Source organism: Flavobacterium terrigena (assembly GCF_900108955.1).
Classification (GTDB): Bacteria; Bacteroidota; Bacteroidia; order Flavobacteriales; family Flavobacteriaceae; genus Flavobacterium; species Flavobacterium terrigena.
Window position 1 is genome coordinate 52,518 of record NZ_FNYA01000001.1, and the last position, 19,070, is coordinate 71,587.

Sequence of the window (19,070 nt, forward strand, 5' to 3'; positions counted from 1 at the left end):
AAGCAAATATGAATGGCTTTCACATCCGAGAGCATTTTCTCTTTTTCTTTTAATTATAATTTTAATTTGGAAATTATTTTTACGAGATTTATACTTTAAATATTTTTAAAATGAAAAAAATACTTTTATTCTCCATTTCACTTTTGGGTTTCAATCAAATTGAAGCGCAAAATTTTTCTCGTAAAGATTCTTTACAAGGCGGTTTACGTGAAGAACGCACGTGTTATGATGTAATGCGATATAACTTAGATATCAAAATTAATCCAACTGAAAAATCAATTGTTGGATTCAATGAAATCATCTTTAAAGTAGATGATAACACGTCAAAAATTCAAGTGGATTTGTTTGAAAACATGAAAATTGAATCTATCATTTGGAAGAATAAAAAGTTAACTTACAAAAGAGAATTTAACGCTGTTTTTATAGATTTTCCAGAAGAATTAAAAAAAGGAACAACTCAAACCATAACTTTCAATTATTCTGGAAACCCAGTAATTGCTAAAAACGCACCTTGGGATGGAGGATTTGTTTTCACAAAAGACAAAAAAGAAAATCCATGGATTGGTGTAGCTGTACAAGGAACTGGAGCGAGTTTATGGTATCCATGTAAAGATTCTCAAACAGATGAACCAGATAATGGCGCAAGTATGAAAGTGGCTGTGCCAAACGGATTAATGAATGTTTCTAACGGGAGATTTTTAGGCTCTACTGATTTAAAAGATGGTTACACACGTTGGGATTGGGAAGTAAAAAATCCAATCAACAATTATGATATTACAGTGAATATTGCTGATTATGTTCACATTCACGACAATCATGAAGGTTTAGATTTAGATTATTATGTGTTGCGTTATAATGAAGAAACTGCGCGTAAACATTTTGATAATGATGTAAAACCTATGATGAATTGCTTCCAATCGAAATTTGGAAAATATCCTTTCCACGAAGATGGCTATAAATTAGTTGAAACGCCTTATTTAGGTATGGAGCATCAAAGTGCTGTGGCTTACGGCAATAAGTATAAAAAAGGATACTTAGGTAATGATTTATCTGGAACAGGTGCTGGAATGTTTTTCGATTATATTACGATTCATGAAACAGGTCACGAATGGTTCGGAAACAGTATCACAAGTAAAGATATTGCCGATATGTGGATTCACGAAGGATTTACAACTTACACTGAAACTGTTTTTATTGAATGCGTAAAAGGTTATGATGAAGCGATAAGATACATAAATGGAAGCAAGTTTAATGTTCGAAATGATCGACCAATTATTGCACAATTTGGTGTAAACAAAGAAGGTAGCGGTGATATGTATGCCAAAGGTGCTCTCCTACTTAATACCATTCGCCATATTATAAATGACGATGAAAAATGGTGGAAATTATTATACGATTATTCTGAAACGTATAAAAAACAAATTATTGATACCAAAACCGTAATTGATTTCTTCAACAAAGAGAGTAACATGGATTTAACTCCCGTTTTTGAGCAGTATTTAACAACTACAAAAATTCCAAAATTAGTTTTATCAAAATCTGGAGGTAAATTAAGTTACAATTGGGAAAATGTGAAGGATACTTTTAAAATGCCGGTAGATATAGTGGTAAATGAAAAAACAATCCGTTTACATCCCACTACTTCAAAACAAGAAATGAAAATTGATAAAAAAATTGAATTGGAAAATATTGAAGTAAAAACCAAACAGTTTTTTATTAAAATTGAAAAGAAGTAAAATATAGTAATGTCCTTTTTAACGAAGTGAGAAAAATAAAAATTTCAAAAAAATAATTCATAATTAATTAATTTTTAGTAACTTAGATTATAATTTTAAATCTATTATCTATGGCTACTAGTATTAAACAATTGAACAAATGGGCAAACGCGCACACGTCTTATCCATTAGATTTGTTAAGAATTGCATTAGGTGTGTTTTTATTTATTAAAGGCGTAACATTTATTACCAACAAACATTATTTAAGCGAAATTTTAAGTTCTGTTAGAGGTTATGGAGGCGAAATGATGATTATTCATTATGTAGCTATGGCACATATGATTGGTGGATTTATGATTGTTCTTGGCTTCTTTACCAGATGGTCAATTTGGTTTCAATTGCCAATTGTTTTATGCGCCGTGCTAATTAATTTCTTTGGAGAATTTAATCTTGCAAATTTTATACAAGCCAGCATTGCCCTATTATTATGTGTCTTTTTCTCCTTCTATGGTAGTGGAAAACATTCATTAGATTACAATTTCAAAATGGAACATTAAAAAAATTAACGAAAAGTTTGTGTAATTAATAAATAATTAATAAATTTACTTCTCTTTTCGAAACAACTTAAACTATTAATTAGTTATAAAGTATTTATTTAGTGTCATACTGGAAAAAAATCTGCAAAAGAAGAATTTAATTACAAAACAAGATTTTTTATTAGTGTGACACTTTTTTTATGCCCTTTTCTCAAGGGTTTTCTTTCTGTTGATTTTATTGGTTTCCGTTTCTATGAATTTATCAATAAATACAATTTCTTTCGGAATTTGATATTTTGATAAATCCGAAAATAAGATAGTATCAATTTCAAATGGATTGCCTTCAACAACTAAAATTACTTTTTCTCCAAATTTCTCATCAGGAAAACTTGCTATAAAAAAGGGTATTGAAATATATTTAGCTAACTTTTCTTCTATTTCCTCTGGGAAAATTTTCACACCACCAGAATTAATAACATTATCAATTCGTCCTTTTAAAATAAATTGGGTTTCATTTAAAATTTCTACAATATCATTTGTAATAATTTTATCTGGCGATAGCTCTAAGGCTTCGATAACCAAACAATTTCTTTCATCTACAGAAATATTCACATTTGGTAAAACAGTGAACTGCTTCGCTCCTATTTGCTTAATAGCAATGTGTGAAATCGTTTCCGTCATTCCATACGATTCAAAAGCTTTACAATTCGTTTTCAAAATACTTTCCGCTAATTGATAACTGACTTTTGTTCCACCAATTAGTAGCGTTTCAACCAAATGCAATTGCTCTAAAGAATTTGCCACTTGCATTGGAACCATCGCTACAAAATTGTACTTTTTATTTGCTAACGGATTGCTAATCGGTTCCGTTGTATCTAAATGTAATCCTAAAGTTATTGCACGAATTAACATCATTTTTCCAGCAATATAATCTGCTGACAAACATAATAAAGCGGTACTTTTTGGTTGTAAATTAAAGAATGAACCTGTGGCTTTCGCCGAAGCAATCATCGCGTTTTTTTGCAACACAATTTGTTTGGGTTTTCCTGTAGAACCAGAAGTCTGAACAAAAACAAACGATTCGTTATTGAGCCATTCTAAAAGAAATTTTCCAATACGTTTTTCGAATAATTGTCCGTTTTCTTTTAAATATAAAGCTTCCGATAAAAGTTCGATGTAAGAAAAACTCTTTCCGTTTAATTTAAAATCGGGATGAATAAATTGATTCATTAGTCTCTTTCAATTGATTCAAATTCTTTAACTTCAATTGGTTTTATAGTTCCGAAAAGTTTTTCTTTCCAATTGCTCCATTTGTATTTTATCGCGAAAATGTAGAGTAGAATTGGGAAAATTACCAAAATTGGAATGAATATTTGAAAATTTGCACTTGGTTCTGAAACATCTTTTAAAATCGAATGTGTTTGAAAAGCCGACCAATCTGAAGTGACTAGCAAAGCGCCAACTAAATTATTTGCCGCGTGAAAACCTAAAGCTAATTCTAAACCTTCATCCATTAAAGTCAAAATCCCTAAAAATAAACCTGTTCCAATATAATAAAACATAATTACCATTCCTAATTTGTCTACTTCCGGATTGGCAATATGCATAATTCCGAATAAAAATGAAGTAACTACAAGTGGAATCCATCTTGTTTTTGTAGCCAATCCTAAACCTTGCAACATATGAGCGCGAAACAAGTATTCTTCAAAACTAGTTTGTAAAGGAACAAATAATATTGCTAAAATTACAAAAACGGTAAATTTTTCAGGTTTAAAATTAACAACAAAATCTTCTGGAGCTGCGTAATAACTCACAACTGTAGTAACAATTGTGAACAAACTCCAAAGTCCGAAAGAGAAAAAAACGCGTTTCCAATCGATTTTTGATCGTGAAGTAGTTAAAATTCTAATCGTATTATTTTGAATGAATTTATTATAAAACAAAACGATTAATAACATTAATGCAAGCGGACTAACCAAAGCTACGAAAGTTCCATTTACGCCAATTAATTTGGTCATGTCTTTCATCATAGCTACTGTGTCAACGCCTTCAGTAGAAATATAATTATAAATCATTAAACCTAAAAAAAGACCAGGAATAACTAAATATGTCCACAAATTAATCTTGAATTTTTGTAATTGCTCTATATACATTTTATGTTTTTTTAAAGTCCACTAAAATACAATTATTACCTTTGCAAAAAAAATATTTATGATAACCATTTATCACAACAACCGTTGTTCAAAATCGAGAGAAGGACTTTGCTTTTTAGAAAATATAAATCAACCATTTGAAGTCATCAATTATTTAGACAACGTTCCTACTTTTAACGAATTAGAAACAATCATAAAAAAACTAAATATCAAACCGATTGAATTGGTTAGAGTTAAAGAAAAAGATTGGACAGAAAACTTTAAAGGTAAAACTTTATCTGATAAAGAAATTATTGAAGCGATGATTCAATTTCCGAAATTAATCGAAAGACCAATTGTAATTAATGGCAACAAAGCTGTAATTGCAAGACCAACGGAATTGATTAATGAAATTTTGTAATTATTTTACTTTATATAATTTCACATTAATATAATCAACGAATAAACCAACAATAAGTATTATTGAAGCAATTAGCAATGTTTTCATTTTGTATGTTGAGAAAAATAATCCAGCCATAATACCACCAATAAAAAATGTTGTGATAATCGTTAATCTTAACTTTATTGATGAAAAAAGTTTTGTTCTTTGTTCATCTGATTTATAAAAGAAAAGCTGAGATATTTCAATTCCTAAATCAGTAAACAAACCTGTTAAATGCGTAGTTCTGACAACTGAATTAGAAATAGTTGTCACTAGTGAATTCTGCAAACCCATCGCAAATAACATAGAACAAGCTATTAAATTTGGATTGTTAAGGATAAAATTATAATTCAATAAAGCAACGCTCATTAAGAGAAGCGCTTCAATTAATACTGGAATTATAAATATATTCTTATCCGTAACTTTTTGCGTAATTTCAATTATAAAGTTGGAAAAAAAAGCACCAAATAAAAAGAAAAAAATATAAATAAAATAAAAAAATGATTGACTAAAATTGAGCGAAAATGCTTCTTCAACCATAAATGCAAAATGTCCAGTAACATTTGTGGTAAGTTTTTGAACGGCCAAAAAACCAACAACATTAACAATACCCGCAACAAAAGACAATAAAGAAGCAATTCCGATATTATGCTTTAAATTTCTTGTTTTACCTTTATGTCTAAACATTTATTTTAAAATTTAAATATTTTATATTTTTCCTATTATTACTAAAGATAGCATTTCTTTTGCAAAATTTAATTGATTTTATTCAAAATTAAAAACACACTAACAAAGTTTAATAAAATCATTTAACATAGTTTTAATAATTATTTGATTTCCCTAGCACTACATTTGTACTGTAAAATGTTATACACTATGTTATTAAAAAAATCATTCTTATTTTTCGCAGTATTACTTGTTAGCGCAAGTGCTTTTTCTCAAGTTTCTTTCAAAAAAGTAAATGTTACTGGTAAAATAATCGACAAAGAAACTTCATTACCTGTTGAATTTTCAGTAATTACCTTTTCAAAATCAGACACTAAACAAGTTGTAACTGGTGGATCTGCAGATGCTAATGGAAATTTCAATATCGAAATTAATTCTGGAAATTATGATATCAAATTTGAATTTCCAGGCTATAAAACTCAAGAAAAACTAAATCAAAATATTTCTGCTGATACCAATTTAGGTAATATCTTATTAGAAACTGAATCGAACCAAATTGAAACAGTTGTTATTCGTAGTGAAAAAACAACAGTTGATATTAAAATGGACAAAAAAGTTTATAATGTTGGCCAAGATTTAATGGTAAAAGGCGGAACAGTAAGTGATGTTTTAGGAAATATCCCAAGTGTTACTGTAGATGCAGAAGGTGCTATTAGTTTAAGAGGAAATGAAAACGTAAAGGTTTTAATTGACGGAAAACCTTCCAATGCTATAAGCGTTAATGATGCTTTAAAAATGTTACCAGCTGATGCAGTAGATAAAGTTGAAGTTATCACTAATCCTTCAGCGCGTTACGATGCAGAAGGTGGTGCCGGAATTTTAAATATTATTTTGAAAAAAGGAAAAACGAATGGATTCAATGGAACAGTAATGGCTACAGCAGGAACTCCTGCAAATAATGGTCTTAGTGGGACATTAAATTATAAAACAAATCAATTCAATTTATTTACAACTCAAGGATACACTTACAGAAGCAATCCTGGATATTCTAAAGTAAATACAAGATATTTAAACGACGATAATACTACTAAAAGCTACATTGACGAAGACAGAGAAAACTCTAGAATCAATAAAAGTTACAATGGTGGATTTGGATTCGATTGGTATTTAGATAAATCTACAACTTGGACAAATAGTGTAAATTTCAGAAAGAATTCAGGTGATAACGAAGAAAATGTAAATTTCAACAACTTTGATAGTAACAGAAATTTTACATTTTACAGAAATCGTTTAAACCGCGAAGATCAAAAGGATGAAAACATAGAATATAATACTAATTTGGTTAAAAACTTCAGTAAAACTGGACACAAATTAACAATTGATGGCTCTTTCTCTGACAGTAAAAACTATAATAATTCTATAATTTTTGACAATTCTACATCAAGTGCTTCAAGCATAGACTTAACTAAAAACAATCAAAAGCAAAATAGAAATTTAATTCAAGCTGATTATGTTTTACCTATTGGCGATAAATATCAATTTGAAGCTGGATACCGAGGAAATTTTGTAAATATGAGTACTGATTATGCTGTATTAAATAATGGCGTAGTAAACGATGATTTTACTAATGTTTTAGAATACACAGAAAAAGTAAATGCTTTATATACTCAATTTGGTATGAAATTCAACAAATTAAGTATGCTTTATGGTTTACGTTTTGAAGATTCAGATATAGATATTGATCAGATCACAAGTGCAGTATATAAAAATAAAAAATACAATAACTTCTTCCCTAGTGCCTTCTTTACCTATGAATTAACTGATGATACTAATTTATCATTAAATTATAGTAAAAGAATTAACAGACCAAGAGGAAGACAATTAAATCCTTTTAGTACATATTCAAGTAATATCAATATATTTAGAGGAAATCCTGATTTAAATCCAACACTAACAGATGCAGTTGATTTAGGTTTTTTAACTAAATTAGGTAAAATTACATTAAGCACTTCAGCTTATTATAATTACACAAAAAATTCTACCCAAATGGTGCGTTATGTACAAGGTTTAAATCCTGATTTTGTGCCAATTACTGTTTCTAGTTTTGTTAATATTGGTGAAGAAAACAGAACAGGTTTCGAATTTACTTTAAACTACTCACCTTATAAATGGTGGAAACTTAACAGTAACTTCAATTTATTTAGAGTACAAACTGTAGGTGATTTCCATTATTCGTACTATGATGAATTTGATAATTTAATTCAAAAAACACAAAACTTTGACAATACAGCTTCTAGTTGGTTCGCTCGTATAAATTCAAAAATTTCGTTACCATTAAAAATTGATTGGCAAACAAACGCTACTTATAGCGGAGCACAAAAAAATGCTCAAGGTGGAGTTAAAGGAATGTTTGGTATGAATTTAGGATTTAGTAAAGATGTATTTAAAGATAAAGCTACAATTGCTTTAAATGTAAATGATGTTTTCAATTCAAGAGTTAGAAGATCATATACTTATAATCCAGGACAAATTGATTCAGAATCAGAATTTCAATGGAGAAAAAGACAAATTACTGTATCGTTTACGTATCGTTTTAACAAACAAAAAAATGATAAAGAAAAACAACCAAAATCTCAAGATCAAGAAAATGGTGGTGAATTCTAAAAAATAATCCTTTACCAACTCCCTCTCCTTTGGAGAGGACTGGTTGAGGCCAAAAATAAAAAAATCCCGATTCAAACGAATCGGGATTTTTTATTAACCTAAGGAAATTACTTTCCTTGTTCAGCTAATTTTTTTGCTTTCTTTTCTTTGTACATTTCTATTAAAGATCCGCCAATCCAATATTGAACAAATCCTACTAAAAAAAACATTAACCAAAAACCTATAGTTAAAATGGTTAAGAAAAGTATAAAGCCTAAATACTGTTGAAATTCAAACATGTTTTCCGGAATTTTATTTGTGAATTCTGTCCAAAGATAAATCATAAATTTATTTTTAACAAATAATATCATTTTTTTAGTCAAATTTATTTAGTCATTTAAATATTTCGTCAGTTCGAGTGTTTCAATGAAGCATGAATGGAAATGTATCGAGGACAGGAAATATTCATCACAAAAAATATAATTACCATTTCCATTTGCTATTTAATTATAAAAAACTAAATTTGAAATTAACATATTCTTAAATTTATGATGTCAAATTTCGAAACCAAATTGAATCAAAACAACCCACCTGATATTGGTAGAATAATAGATGAAAGCTTTTCAATTTTCAAAAAAACCGTATGGATTTCAGGAGTTTGTGTGTTTTTGTGGTGTCTTTTTATAGTCCCAATTACCTTCATTGTTATTTTCAAATCTTTAGACATTTCTTCGTTGGATGAATTCGTAAAAATAAGTCCAACTTTAGGTGAAAACATGGATTATATGCTAATTAACGCTGCAGTTGGAATTCCAATGGCAGGATTAACAGCCATAATTACAGCTGGTTTCTATAAAATTAACCATTTAGCAAAACAAGATAAAGAATTCGGATTAAATAATTTATTCGATTATTTCAAAAGTCCTTACTTAATGAATTTATTTATTTGTGGTTTCCTTACTGCTTTATATTCAGATATTTTAGGTTTAGGGTTAATTTACTTAAATATACCAATTGGCGCAACAATTATACAAGCATTCATTTCGTTTTTATTCATTCTATCTATCCCTCTAATCATTTTCGAAAACCAAACTGCTTTGCAAGCTATGTCAAACAGTTCTAAACTAGCAATGAAACATCCATTTACTATAATTTTATGTTTAGTATTTGGTATCATCATTGCAATGCTAGGAATTTTCGCTTTATGCATTGGTATATTTTTCACAATTGGTTATATTTATGCTATGAATTATACTTTATATAGTCATATTATTCCAATTGAAACTCCAAATGAAAACAAGCATTCAGATGATTTTGGCCAAGAATAAAAACTAAAAATTCTATTATTAAGTGTCAGTCTGAGAATAGTCGAAGACTTTTTATAAACAATAAAATTTACATAATATGAAATCGCTAAAAATAATAGTTTGTGTAAACAAACACCCAATGAAAAGCGATACCATAATGACCATTAATAAACAATAAATACTTACATTATGAAATGGAGAGATTATAGAAAAAGTGATAACGTTGACGACAGACGTGGCATGAGCGGAACTGGCAAAGCCGTTTTAGGCGGTGGTGGAATTATTGGAATTATTGCTTTTTTATTGATAACATTTGGTGGCGAACAAGGACAACAAATTGGAAACGTAATCAATCAAATGCAACCTGCCCAACAAGAAACAACTGTTGAAGGTGCAAAAGAACTAACACCCGAGCAAAAAGAAATTGGCGATTTTGCCAATGCTGTTTTCGCCATGACTGAAGATACTTGGACAAAAATATTTCAAGAAGAAAATTTAGGAGAATACCAAAAACCAGAAATGGTTTTATTCACTGGCGGAGTGGAAACAGCTTGTGGAAGTGCCACTTCGGCTTCTGGTCCATTTTATTGCCCTGGCGACAACAAAGTGTATATGGATTTGGACTTTTTTGAAGAACTAAAAACACGTTTTGGAGCGAAAGGTGGCGATTTTGCTATTGCTTATGTAATTGCACACGAAGTAGGTCATCACGTACAAACGGTTTTAGGAACTTCTGCACAAGTACGAAAAAAACAACAAAGTTTAAGCGAAGAAGACGCTAATAAGTTATCTGTTTGTCAAGAATTACAAGCCGATTTCTATGCCGGTTTATGGGCAAAATACAACCAAGACCGAATTGAAGTGGGCGATTTAGAAGAAGCTATTGATGCCGCTCACGCTGTTGGTGATGATGCCATTCAAACTAAAATGCAAGGTCACGTACAACCAGAAAAATTTACACACGGAACTTCCGCACAACGTAAAAAATGGTTTACTCGAGGTTTCCAAACTGGCGATTTCAAACAACACAATACGTTCGCAGAAGAATTATAATAATATGATTAAAGTTATACAAATAGCGCATATTCATCTCAAAACCAATGAATATGCGCTATAAATTATTATAAACATAAGGATTAACATTTAAAAAACAATATCTGTGAAAAAATTTTTTGGAACCATTTTACAATTAATAGGCTTAGTAACAATTATAGTATCAAGTATAGCTACAACTGAATTAGTTTGTGAAAGAAAAATGCTATATTCTCAAATAAAATCTGAATTAGATTATTCAAATAAAACTCAAATTGATTCACAGGAAATAGCGCTTCTATTTGCGGCTGCTTTTGGAATAATTCTTTTTGTAATAGGTTTAATTTTATTGATTACGAAAACTAAAAAACAAAGACAATTAGAGGCTGAACTGACAACATTTAAATATATTTTAGAAAACGGTGAAGAACAAGATAATGCTATTGGAGATTTGGAAAGATTATTTGAGCTCAAACAAAAAGGTATTTTAACTGAAGAAGAATTTGGAGCTATAAAAAGAAAACTAATAGAATAAAATTAATACTAATAACGCAATAGCGCGGATTTATACACGAGCAAAGCGAACTGACATAGTAATCCGTGCTCTCAAAAATTACAAAACACCACTTTTACGTCAAGCAGCGTAACGTTAGCGGTCAAATTTCGCCAGATGAGAATATATATAAACAAAACCAAAAAAACTATGAACAGATTTTTTTACTTCAAAATGACATTTTTATCAATTACTGCTGGACTTTTTGCAGGAATTTTAGTTTACGGATTATTTGATGTTGATTTTTCAAATAGCGAAGCTTTAACAAAATTATTATTGAGATCTTTTGTAACAGCAATTGGAACTGGATTAATATTGGGAATTTTGAATATGTTTTTTAAAATTGGTAATTTCCAGAAAAAAGAAAATTCCTAAAATCCGATAGCGCGGATTTGCACACAAGCGCAAGCGAATTGACGAAGTAATCTGTGTCCACAATACCCTACTAACAAAAACATAGCAACATTCACAACTAAATATTTAAAAAATGGGAAAACAAATTTTTATCAATTTAGCCGTAACTAATCTGCAAAAATCTATGGATTTTTACACAGCATTAGGTTTTACAAACAATCCACAATTTTCAGACGATTCTGGAAAATGTATGGTTTGGAGCGAAAACATATTTGTAATGCTTTTATCTCATGAAAAATTCTCATCATTCGCAACTAAACCCATAGCCGATACAAAATCAAGTGTAGCAGGCCTATTTTCTTTGTCATTAGATAGTCTTGATGAAGTCAATAATATGATGGCAAATGGCCTTAAAGCTGGCGGAATTGAACCTAGCGAAATGAAAGATTATGGTTTCATGCAACAACGAACTATTGAAGATTTTGACGGACACACTTGGGAGATTTTCTATATGGATATGTCTAAATTTCCAACGGAATAACTAAAAACAAAAAATTAAATCATCATGAAAAAAATCACTTTTATATTTTTGTTTTGTATCAGTTTATTTTGCAATTTATTTGCGCAACAAACGTCTAAAACCTATACTTTACAGCAATTAAAAGCTAGATTTAAACATATAAATTATACCGAAAAAACACTCTTAGATTTTCAAAATACAATGATAAATCTAAGAGAAAAACCACAACTTAGTGAAGATGTTCCTGGTGAAATAATTTCTTGGTACACTTTAAATGGTCAGTACTCTTTACATAAAACATATCTTTTTGAAAAAGATAAAATAAAAGAAATCCAAACCATTCCAAAAGATGAAAATTTCTTAAAAAAACTGAATAGTTATGTTCCTGAAAAATCTAAATTTTCCTATATGTCAGATTTGTGGAGTTTTGCATTCGTTAAACAGAAATTAGCAGATAATTTTTACTTAATACAAGCCACTGCAAAATCATTTAATTCCTATCCTGAAATGCCAAATGATGATATTTTAATATATGATATAGATTATAAAACTAAGGATTTTAAAGAATTTTTCCTGGTGAGATTCAAAGACAGTCACACTGAAAAATGGACAGAGGTGGCAGAATAAAGTTTTTTCACGGCAATCTCTCGAAACATTTAAAAACTATTAATCAATCAAATGAAAAATAATATTGGAAGTTATTCTATTGAAAATTTCGCAAATGGAAATGTAAAAATCGACTACAAAAGAAGTCGAAAAGATTTCTTTTATATCATTGTTTACTTTTTAATTTCATTGCCAATTCTGTACTTTGATTTTAAATTATTTAGTTTTTTATTACCTGAAAAAATAGATTCAAATGTAATCATTGGATATTTCTTTTCAATTTGCATATTACTTTTTGCATTGTATTTTCTGATTGTTTCAATTGAAACGTTTATCAAACCTACAAAAAACGTATTTTTCATAAACAAATCCGAAAAACAGTTAATCGTAAAAACAAACCAATTTAGAAAACTTAAATTTAATTTTACCGAAATCAAACAATTTCACTTAGGTGCCAAAGATATCACAGTTACAAACTATAATGAAGGAAGCACACGTAAAAGACAATTATACTTAATTCACATGCATATCGAATTATTAAATAAAAAAACAATAAAAATCCATCAATTTGAAGGTACAGATATATTAATTTCGTATTCTGAAAAGAAAAAAAACAAATTATTAAAAGAAACAAGCAAACAAATAACCAAAATAATTTCAGAAGAATGTGGAAAAGAGTTTTATTGGAAAGGAACTCAAAAAGAATAAAACAAAATGACATTTAGAGAAGCAAAAATAGAAGACATAAAACAAATACAAATAGTTAGAAATTCTGTAAAAGAAAACACCTTATCCAATCCAGATTTAATAACAGATAAAGACTGTGAAGAATTTATGTTCGAACGCGGAAAAGGCTGGGTTTGCGAAAGTAACAATCAAATTGTAGGTTTTGCAATTGCAGATTTAAAAGAGGATAACATCTGGGCATTATTTTTAGATCCCGAATTTGAAGGCAAAGGCATTGGCACCCAACTCCATAATATGATGCTAAATTGGTATTTCTCTACAGGAAAAGAACAGGTTTGGTTAGGAACTGCTCCAAATACCAGAGCAGAAAAATTTTACACCAAATCAGGCTGGACAAAAAACGGAATGCACGGAAATGAAGTGAAGTTTGAAATGTCAAAGAGTCAATGGGAAAGTATTTCGAGTAAACGTTAACATATATTTTTAAAAAATTAAAACAATTTTTGAACCATGGCTATGAAAAATTTCAGAATAACATTTTTAATATTATTTATAACTTCAATTTGTTATGCTCAAACTGAATATAAAACCACTCAAGGTTTGATATTTAAAGTTGGAGACACTATACAAATTGGGCAACCAATGGGAATTTCACTTTCAGTAGGTCATTGGAAAGCAGTTTTTACAAAGAAAGGAAGAGAAATAACTAACAATAATCTAATTAACAAAAAAGTCGTTGTCAATAAAATAGAAAACATGGATGGAATTACTCGATTTCACTTTCGTATTTTTAGTTCAGATTTTTACGCAAACATTGACGAAGCTTTAGCAAAAGGTGAAATTATAAACCCTTACAATAAACCAAATAATTCTACAAATGAATTAGATAAATATGATAAACTAAAAAAAGCTAAAGAATTATTTGATTCAGGTGTCTTGACAAAAGAAGAATTTGAAATAGAAAAGAAAAAAATTTTAGCATTAGAAAAATAAAACCAACTTTTTAACCATCAAAAAATGCGCAAATACATCTTACTTTCTCTTACCATAATTGTTACTGTTTTCTTAGTTTACGGACTCGTTTACAAAGTGGGATTACAAGGATTTCTATTTGCTTGGATGCTGAATTTTGTGCTAATGATGTGTGTTTTCTTTTTCACCGAAACCCTAAAATCGGAATTGAAATCGGAGTATTATTTAGAAAAAACCTGGGAAAAGAAAGGAAAAATCTACGAAGCTTTTGGTGTCAATTTGTTTAGAAAATTATTGGTTATTGTAGGTTGGGAAAAACTGAATAAAAAAGCCAATCCAGTTGAAAAGAATTTAGCTGCTTTAGTTCATTTAGAATACCGTACCAAACAATCAGAATTAGGTCATCTCATTATCTTTTTCATAGTTTTAGCCTTCACTATTTATGTGGCGATTACTTTCGGAATTAAAGAGTCTCTATCATTAGTAATTTTAAATATTCTACTAAATGTTTATCCCGTTTTATTACAACGCTACAACAGACCAAGATTACAAAGAGCCATCATTTTAAGTAAATACAGAGAAGAAAGAAGAATTTCTTAAGCAGAAAAAAAACACGCTACAACAGGAGAAAACTACAACTGCTCCCCTATTTTACAATGTTTTTTCTTGCGCTTGTAATCTTTTATCATAAATTTACATTACCACCATAAAGTGGAGAGGAACGTTAGTGTCGATTTAATGCCCTACAATATGATAGATTTTTTAAAACAAAACATTACCAAACATATCTCTCTTTCTGACAAAGAATTAACAGACTTTTGTAGTTTGTTTCAAAGCAAAATAATCAAGAAGAAAAGCTTTTTGTTACGTGAAGGAGAAATTTGCAAATTTGAAGGTATTGTAATCAAAGGACTTTTTCGAGTTTATCATATCGACAATAATGGATTTGAACAAGTGCTTTATTTCGCCATGGAAAATTGGTGGATTACAGATATGGACAGTTTCACCAACGAAAAACCGTCACATCTATACATAGAAGCATTAGAAGACAGTGAAGTTCTGTTGATTTCCAAACAAGACAAAGAGTTTGCCTATACAAATATCTCAAAAATAGAAAAACTATTTAGGGTAATGACCCAAAAAACGCATATCGCTTTACAACGCAGAATGATTGATAACTTGAGTAAAACTGCCGACCAACGCTACGCAGAATTTATCGAAAAATATCCACAACTTTACCAACGACTTACCAATCTCCAAATTGCAGCTTATCTTGGTATTAGCCATGAATTTTTAAGCAAAATCAGAAAAAAAATTTACACTAAAAAATAAGTTGAATTTCATTTATTGAACTTGTTCAATGTTTTTGAATACCAAATGATCGCACCTTTGTATCATTAATAAGAAAATTTTCAAATATGAAAAACAGTATTTCAAAAGTATTTTTAACAATCTTAATTTTATTCAACATGGAATCACAAGCACAAACTTTCAAAACAATTGAAACAAAAGATTTAAAACTTCAAGTTTACAACGCATCAGAAAACAGTTTTGGTGTAGCATCAGTACTTGTATCAGGAAAAACAGATGCCGTTTTGATTGACGCACAATTTACTTTGGCTGATGCCGAAAAAGTAGCACAGCAAATTAAGACCAGTGGCAAAAAACTAACCACTATTTTTATATCTCATGGCGATCCTGATTTTTACTTCGGAATAGAAGTATTTAAAAAATATTTCCCTGAAGTTACCGCTTACGCTTCTCCTGCAACAGTAGAACATATTAAAGCTACGGCTCAGAAGAAATTAGAAGTTTGGGGCGAAAGATTAGGTAAAAACATTACGTCAAATGTAATTTTACCTCAAGTTTTAAAAGGAAATAGTATTGATTTGGAAGGTCAGAAATTAGAAATCATTGGTTTAGAAGAATTCCCAAATAAAACTTTTGTATGGATACCTTCAATCAAAGCAGTTGTTGGCGGAATCAATATTTTCGGAACAACTTTTCATCTTTGGATGGCAGATGCACAAACTACAGAAGCTCGAAAAAATTGGATTTCAGTTTTAGATAAAATTACTGCTTTAAAACCTGAAATCGTTATTCCAGCTCACGCCAATTCAAATTCTCCATTTGATATTGCTGCGGTAAACCATACCAAAAGCTACATTCAATTCTATGAAGAAGCTTTGAAAATCAATAAAACATCAGAAGCTTTAATTACTGCTTTGAAAACAAAATATCCAACACTTACTTTTGAAACAGCATTACAAATTGGTGCAAAAGTAAATACTGGAGAAATGAAATGGTAAAATCAATCCTGTACAGCCTGACACTACTTTTTGTATTGTCAGGCTGTTCTTTAAATAAAAATACAATGACAAATCTTGAAATAATAAAAAGTACTTACGAAGGAAAAACTTCGGAAGAAAACGGTGAAAATTTGGCTAAATATGTAGCTGAAGATATTTCTTGGACAGAAGCCAAAGGTTTTCCGTATGCAGGAACTTATATTGGTTTAGAAAACATAACCAAAAATGTTTTTAGCAGATTAGGAAGCGAATGGATTGATTATAAATTTACTCCGGAAGATTATATTTCCAGTGATGATAAAGTGGTTGCTTATGGCACTTATACTGGAATTTACAAAAAAACAAGCAAATCATTTGAAGCCAGAGTAGCACATATATGGAAATTGAAAAATGGCAAAATTATAAGTTTTGAACAGTTTGTAGATAGTCAACCTGTAAATAATGCCATTAAATAAAAATCACCAAAACACCGCTACTGCGGAAAGAAAACTCCTTATTGCGATTAGATATCTCCCTACTCCATTTAGAATTCTTGCTATTGCGAAAAGAAAACTATCAATTACAAGTAAATTTCTTCCTATTACATTTAGAATTCTTGCTATTGCGATTAGATTTCTTCTTGTTACATTTAGAATTCTTGCTATTACGATTTGATTTCTTCTTGTTACATTTAGAATTCTTGCTATTGCAACTAGATTTCTCCGATTAGTTTGTCATGCTGAAAGCATCTCACACAAAACACTTCAAACTTCCAGCTTCCCACTTCAAAAGTATAGAAAACAAAAAAGTCCCGATAAAACTATCGAGACTCTTTGTGATCGCGCCAGGATTCGAACCTGGGACCTACTCATTAGAAGTGAGTTGCTCTATCCAGCTGAGCTACGCAACCTTAAAAAATTTTATTCAGTTGACAACCAAATGTTGTCGGGGTGGCAGGATTCGAACCTGCGGCCTCCTGCTCCCAAAGCAGGCGCGATAACCGGGCTACGCTACACCCCGAAAAAAGCGGAGAGACAGGGATTCGAACCCAGGCGTCAGTTACCCGACGACAGATTAGCAATCTGCTCCATTACCACTCTGGCACCTCTCCTATTAATTCTGCAAAGAACTATCCTTTTTTGCGGTTGCAAATATATGACAACATTATTTTAATTCCAATAAAAAAATAGCATTATTTTTAAATAAAAAACAAACTTACTAAATATCAACATTATACACTAATTAATAAATTTTACAATTCCTTAATTTTAGATTTTAATTGCATATTCCACACGTTAAAAAAGAAACAATTACTTTAAAATTTGGTAAAATTTAGTTACTTTCGCAAAAAATAAAACAAATCACAATGAGCAAAAAAGTAGTTATCGTATCAGCTGTTAGAACTCCAATTGGTAGTTTTATGGGCGCATTATCAAGTGTACCAGCAACTAAATTAGGAGCAGCAGCTATCAAAGGCGCTTTAAATAAAATAAATTTAAACCCTTCTCTAGTTGACGAAGTGTTAATGGGTAATGTAGTTCAGGCTGGAAACGGTCAAGCTCCAGCTCGTCAGGCAGCTTTGTTTGCAGGTTTATCAAATGATGTAGTTTGTACTACTATTAATAAAGTATGTGCTTCAGGAATGAAAGCAGTAATGCAAGGTGCTCAAGCTATTATGGCTGGAGATGCTGAAATTGTTGTTGCTGGTGGAATGGAAAACATGAGTTTAATCCCTCATTATGCACATTTAAGAAATGGAGTAAAATTCGGTCCAACTACTTTCGTAGACGGAATGCAAAAAGACGGACTTACAGATGCTTACGATGGTAACGCTATGGGAGTTTCTGCCGATTTATGCGCTACAGAATATAAAATTACTCGTGAAGAACAAGATAATTTCGCAATTCAATCTTACACGCGTTCAGCAAATGCTTGGGACGCAGGTAAATTTGATGCAGAAATTGTTCCTGTTGAAGTACCACAAAGAAAAGGTGATCCAATTATCGTTTCTAAGGACGAAGAGTACACAAATGTAAAATTAGACCGTATCCCTACTCTTGCAGCAGTTTTTACAAAAGAAGGTACTGTAACCGCGGCAAACGCTTCAACTATTAATGATGGTGCTGCGGCATTAGTATTAATGAGCGAAGAAAAAGCAAACGAATTAGGTTTAAAACCTTTAGCTTATATCAAATCATACGCAGATGCAGCTCAAGAACCAAAATGGTTTACTACTGCTCCTGCAAAAGCATTACCAAAAGCATTAGACAAAGCTGGTTTATCAGTTGCTGATGTTGACTTCTTCGAATTTAACGAAGCATTTTCAGTAGTTGGTTTAGCCAATGCGAAAATCTTAGGTTTAGATAACGATAAAGTAAACGTTAATGGTGGTGCCGTTTCATTAGGACATCCTCTTGGTTGCTCAGGTGCTAGAATTATCGTAACTTTAATTAATGTTTTACAACAAAACAATGCAAAACTTGGTGCTGCAGCTATCTGTAATGGTGGTGGTGGTGCTTCTGCAATTGTTATTGAAAGAGCGTAAATAATTATGAATTTAAAATTATGAGTTATTAATTTATATTTTTAACTTATAATTTATAATTCAAAATTTATA

22 protein-coding genes and 3 tRNA genes are annotated in these 19,070 nt (G+C 30.3%); 18 read left to right on the forward strand and 7 right to left on the reverse strand.

Translation table 11 applies throughout. From position 1 onward, the window contains the following. The first annotated feature begins 110 nt into the window (after positions 1-110). Together BMX42_RS00270 and BMX42_RS00275 are read left to right on the forward strand one after the other, a co-directional pair. Complete coding sequence (locus BMX42_RS00270) at positions 111-1,736, forward strand: M1 family metallopeptidase (RefSeq protein ID WP_091306595.1); 1,626 nt, start codon at positions 111-113, stop codon at positions 1,734-1,736. A gap of 110 nt (positions 1,737-1,846) precedes the next feature. Further along, positions 1,847-2,272: a DoxX family protein gene (locus BMX42_RS00275; RefSeq protein WP_091306598.1), complete on the forward strand. Its 426-nt coding sequence runs from the start codon at positions 1,847-1,849 to the stop codon at positions 2,270-2,272. A gap of 177 nt (positions 2,273-2,449) precedes the next feature. On the opposite strand, the gene BMX42_RS00280 is transcribed toward BMX42_RS00275, so the two are convergent. Beyond that, the gene (locus BMX42_RS00280; RefSeq protein WP_091306600.1) at positions 2,450-3,481 is read right to left on the reverse strand and encodes an AMP-binding protein; all 1,032 of its coding nucleotides are present in this window, start codon (positions 3,479-3,481) and stop codon (positions 2,450-2,452) included. Beyond that, a complete protein-coding gene (locus BMX42_RS00285; protein WP_091306602.1) occupies positions 3,481-4,404 on the reverse strand; it encodes a CPBP family intramembrane glutamic endopeptidase in 924 nt (307 codons plus the stop codon). The genes BMX42_RS00280 and BMX42_RS00285 overlap by 1 nt, the downstream gene beginning before the upstream one ends. A 58-nt stretch (positions 4,405-4,462) precedes the next feature. Here BMX42_RS00285 and arsC point away from each other — a divergent pair, with 58 nt between their 5' ends. Continuing rightward, positions 4,463-4,804, forward strand: a complete 342-nt coding sequence (arsC, locus tag BMX42_RS00290; RefSeq protein WP_091306605.1) for an arsenate reductase (glutaredoxin) — start codon at positions 4,463-4,465, stop codon at positions 4,802-4,804. Here the strand turns inward: arsC and BMX42_RS00295 are convergent, their stop codons facing one another. Beyond that, entirely contained in the window at positions 4,805-5,512 is a 708-nt protein-coding gene (locus BMX42_RS00295) for a YoaK family protein (RefSeq protein WP_091306607.1), read from the reverse strand. Positions 5,513-5,701: 189 nt separating this feature from the next. Between BMX42_RS00295 and BMX42_RS00300 the strand changes: the two genes are divergently transcribed. Beyond that, on the forward strand, positions 5,702-8,155 hold the full coding sequence (locus BMX42_RS00300; protein WP_091306610.1) for a TonB-dependent receptor: 2,454 nt from the start codon (positions 5,702-5,704) through the stop codon (positions 8,153-8,155). A gap of 107 nt (positions 8,156-8,262) precedes the next feature. Here the strand turns inward: BMX42_RS00300 and BMX42_RS00305 are convergent, their stop codons facing one another. Continuing rightward, a complete protein-coding gene (locus tag BMX42_RS00305) occupies positions 8,263-8,505 on the reverse strand; it encodes a hypothetical protein (RefSeq protein WP_177169083.1) in 243 nt (80 codons plus the stop codon). Positions 8,506-8,682: 177 nt separating this feature from the next. Here BMX42_RS00305 and BMX42_RS00310 point away from each other — a divergent pair, with 177 nt between their 5' ends. From BMX42_RS00310 to BMX42_RS00370, 13 genes are all read left to right on the forward strand, one after another. Beyond that, the gene (locus BMX42_RS00310; RefSeq protein ID WP_143055570.1) at positions 8,683-9,462 is read left to right on the forward strand and encodes a hypothetical protein; all 780 of its coding nucleotides are present in this window, start codon (positions 8,683-8,685) and stop codon (positions 9,460-9,462) included. 168 nt (positions 9,463-9,630) lie between these two features. After that, on the forward strand, positions 9,631-10,494 hold the full coding sequence (gene ypfJ / locus BMX42_RS00315) for a KPN_02809 family neutral zinc metallopeptidase (protein ID WP_091306617.1): 864 nt from the start codon (positions 9,631-9,633) through the stop codon (positions 10,492-10,494). A 106-nt stretch (positions 10,495-10,600) separates the two neighbouring features. Continuing rightward, a complete protein-coding gene (locus tag BMX42_RS00320) occupies positions 10,601-11,008 on the forward strand; it encodes an SHOCT domain-containing protein (RefSeq protein WP_091306620.1) in 408 nt (135 codons plus the stop codon). A 168-nt stretch (positions 11,009-11,176) separates the two neighbouring features. After that, positions 11,177-11,401, forward strand: coding sequence for a hypothetical protein (locus tag BMX42_RS00325; RefSeq protein WP_143055571.1), 225 nt, complete (start codon positions 11,177-11,179; stop codon positions 11,399-11,401). A gap of 112 nt (positions 11,402-11,513) precedes the next feature. Beyond that, the gene (locus tag BMX42_RS00330) at positions 11,514-11,921 is read left to right on the forward strand and encodes a VOC family protein (RefSeq protein WP_091306629.1); all 408 of its coding nucleotides are present in this window, start codon (positions 11,514-11,516) and stop codon (positions 11,919-11,921) included. A 24-nt stretch (positions 11,922-11,945) separates the two neighbouring features. Then, positions 11,946-12,527, forward strand: a complete 582-nt coding sequence (locus tag BMX42_RS00335; protein ID WP_091306634.1) for a hypothetical protein — start codon at positions 11,946-11,948, stop codon at positions 12,525-12,527. Positions 12,528-12,578: 51 nt separating this feature from the next. Further along, positions 12,579-13,214 carry a hypothetical protein gene (locus BMX42_RS00340; protein WP_091306638.1) on the forward strand — a complete coding sequence of 212 codons (636 nt, stop codon included), beginning with the start codon at positions 12,579-12,581 and terminating at the stop codon, positions 13,212-13,214. Between the two features lie 6 nt (positions 13,215-13,220). After that, entirely contained in the window at positions 13,221-13,667 is a 447-nt protein-coding gene (locus BMX42_RS00345; protein WP_091306641.1) for a GNAT family N-acetyltransferase, read from the forward strand. 42 nt (positions 13,668-13,709) lie between these two features. After that, positions 13,710-14,186, forward strand: a complete 477-nt coding sequence (locus BMX42_RS00350) for an SHOCT domain-containing protein (RefSeq protein ID WP_177169085.1) — start codon at positions 13,710-13,712, stop codon at positions 14,184-14,186. A 24-nt stretch (positions 14,187-14,210) separates the two neighbouring features. Then, positions 14,211-14,765, forward strand: coding sequence for a glycosyl-4,4'-diaponeurosporenoate acyltransferase CrtO family protein (locus BMX42_RS00355; protein WP_091306646.1), 555 nt, complete (start codon positions 14,211-14,213; stop codon positions 14,763-14,765). Positions 14,766-14,915: 150 nt separating this feature from the next. Beyond that, positions 14,916-15,497, forward strand: a complete 582-nt coding sequence (locus BMX42_RS00360) for a Crp/Fnr family transcriptional regulator (RefSeq protein ID WP_091306649.1) — start codon at positions 14,916-14,918, stop codon at positions 15,495-15,497. A gap of 86 nt (positions 15,498-15,583) precedes the next feature. Next, positions 15,584-16,474: an MBL fold metallo-hydrolase gene (locus BMX42_RS00365; RefSeq protein ID WP_091306653.1), complete on the forward strand. Its 891-nt coding sequence runs from the start codon at positions 15,584-15,586 to the stop codon at positions 16,472-16,474. 65 nt (positions 16,475-16,539) lie between these two features. Further along, positions 16,540-16,929 carry a nuclear transport factor 2 family protein gene (locus tag BMX42_RS00370; protein WP_091306657.1) on the forward strand — a complete coding sequence of 130 codons (390 nt, stop codon included), beginning with the start codon at positions 16,540-16,542 and terminating at the stop codon, positions 16,927-16,929. Positions 16,930-17,289: 360 nt separating this feature from the next. Here BMX42_RS00370 and BMX42_RS00380 read toward each other — a convergent pair. The 3 genes from BMX42_RS00380 to BMX42_RS00390 all read right to left on the reverse strand — a co-directional run bounded on the left by BMX42_RS00380 (position 17,290) and on the right by BMX42_RS00390 (position 17,564). Then, positions 17,290-17,363 (reverse strand) — tRNA-Arg (locus BMX42_RS00380). Between the two features lie 35 nt (positions 17,364-17,398). Next, positions 17,399-17,473: transfer RNA gene (locus tag BMX42_RS00385), tRNA-Pro, on the reverse strand. A gap of 7 nt (positions 17,474-17,480) precedes the next feature. Continuing rightward, positions 17,481-17,564, reverse strand: a tRNA-Ser gene (locus tag BMX42_RS00390). A 255-nt stretch (positions 17,565-17,819) separates the two neighbouring features. Here BMX42_RS00390 and BMX42_RS00395 point away from each other — a divergent pair. Next, positions 17,820-18,998, forward strand: a complete 1,179-nt coding sequence (locus tag BMX42_RS00395) for an acetyl-CoA C-acyltransferase (protein WP_091306663.1) — start codon at positions 17,820-17,822, stop codon at positions 18,996-18,998. The last annotated feature ends 72 nt before the right edge of the window (positions 18,999-19,070 follow it).

What these genes read in the sequence shown, in the direction of transcription:
- BMX42_RS00295 (WP_091306607.1), bottom strand. Translation starts at nt 5,512, where the DNA reads ATGTTTAGACATAAAGGTAAAACAAGAAATTTAAAGCATAATATCGGA.
- arsC (WP_091306605.1), top strand. Translation starts at nt 4,463, where the DNA reads ATGATAACCATTTATCACAACAACCGTTGTTCAAAATCGAGAGAAGGA.
- BMX42_RS00275 (WP_091306598.1), top strand. Translation starts at nt 1,847, where the DNA reads ATGGCTACTAGTATTAAACAATTGAACAAATGGGCAAACGCGCACACG.
- BMX42_RS00300 (WP_091306610.1), top strand. Translation starts at nt 5,702, where the DNA reads ATGTTATTAAAAAAATCATTCTTATTTTTCGCAGTATTACTTGTTAGC.
- BMX42_RS00335 (WP_091306634.1), top strand. Translation starts at nt 11,946, where the DNA reads ATGAAAAAAATCACTTTTATATTTTTGTTTTGTATCAGTTTATTTTGC.
- BMX42_RS00270 (WP_091306595.1), top strand. Translation starts at nt 111, where the DNA reads ATGAAAAAAATACTTTTATTCTCCATTTCACTTTTGGGTTTCAATCAA.
- BMX42_RS00355 (WP_091306646.1), top strand. Translation starts at nt 14,211, where the DNA reads ATGCGCAAATACATCTTACTTTCTCTTACCATAATTGTTACTGTTTTC.
- BMX42_RS00310 (WP_143055570.1), top strand. Translation starts at nt 8,683, where the DNA reads ATGATGTCAAATTTCGAAACCAAATTGAATCAAAACAACCCACCTGAT.
- BMX42_RS00305 (WP_177169083.1), bottom strand. Translation starts at nt 8,505, where the DNA reads ATGATATTATTTGTTAAAAATAAATTTATGATTTATCTTTGGACAGAA.
- BMX42_RS00330 (WP_091306629.1), top strand. Translation starts at nt 11,514, where the DNA reads ATGGGAAAACAAATTTTTATCAATTTAGCCGTAACTAATCTGCAAAAA.
- BMX42_RS00395 (WP_091306663.1), top strand. Translation starts at nt 17,820, where the DNA reads ATGAGCAAAAAAGTAGTTATCGTATCAGCTGTTAGAACTCCAATTGGT.
- BMX42_RS00340 (WP_091306638.1), top strand. Translation starts at nt 12,579, where the DNA reads ATGAAAAATAATATTGGAAGTTATTCTATTGAAAATTTCGCAAATGGA.
- BMX42_RS00325 (WP_143055571.1), top strand. Translation starts at nt 11,177, where the DNA reads ATGAACAGATTTTTTTACTTCAAAATGACATTTTTATCAATTACTGCT.
- BMX42_RS00345 (WP_091306641.1), top strand. Translation starts at nt 13,221, where the DNA reads ATGACATTTAGAGAAGCAAAAATAGAAGACATAAAACAAATACAAATA.
- BMX42_RS00360 (WP_091306649.1), top strand. Translation starts at nt 14,916, where the DNA reads ATGATAGATTTTTTAAAACAAAACATTACCAAACATATCTCTCTTTCT.
- ypfJ (WP_091306617.1), top strand. Translation starts at nt 9,631, where the DNA reads ATGAAATGGAGAGATTATAGAAAAAGTGATAACGTTGACGACAGACGT.
- BMX42_RS00350 (WP_177169085.1), top strand. Translation starts at nt 13,710, where the DNA reads ATGAAAAATTTCAGAATAACATTTTTAATATTATTTATAACTTCAATT.
- BMX42_RS00370 (WP_091306657.1), top strand. Translation starts at nt 16,540, where the DNA reads ATGACAAATCTTGAAATAATAAAAAGTACTTACGAAGGAAAAACTTCG.
- BMX42_RS00280 (WP_091306600.1), bottom strand. Translation starts at nt 3,481, where the DNA reads ATGAATCAATTTATTCATCCCGATTTTAAATTAAACGGAAAGAGTTTT.
- BMX42_RS00285 (WP_091306602.1), bottom strand. Translation starts at nt 4,404, where the DNA reads ATGTATATAGAGCAATTACAAAAATTCAAGATTAATTTGTGGACATAT.
- BMX42_RS00365 (WP_091306653.1), top strand. Translation starts at nt 15,584, where the DNA reads ATGAAAAACAGTATTTCAAAAGTATTTTTAACAATCTTAATTTTATTC.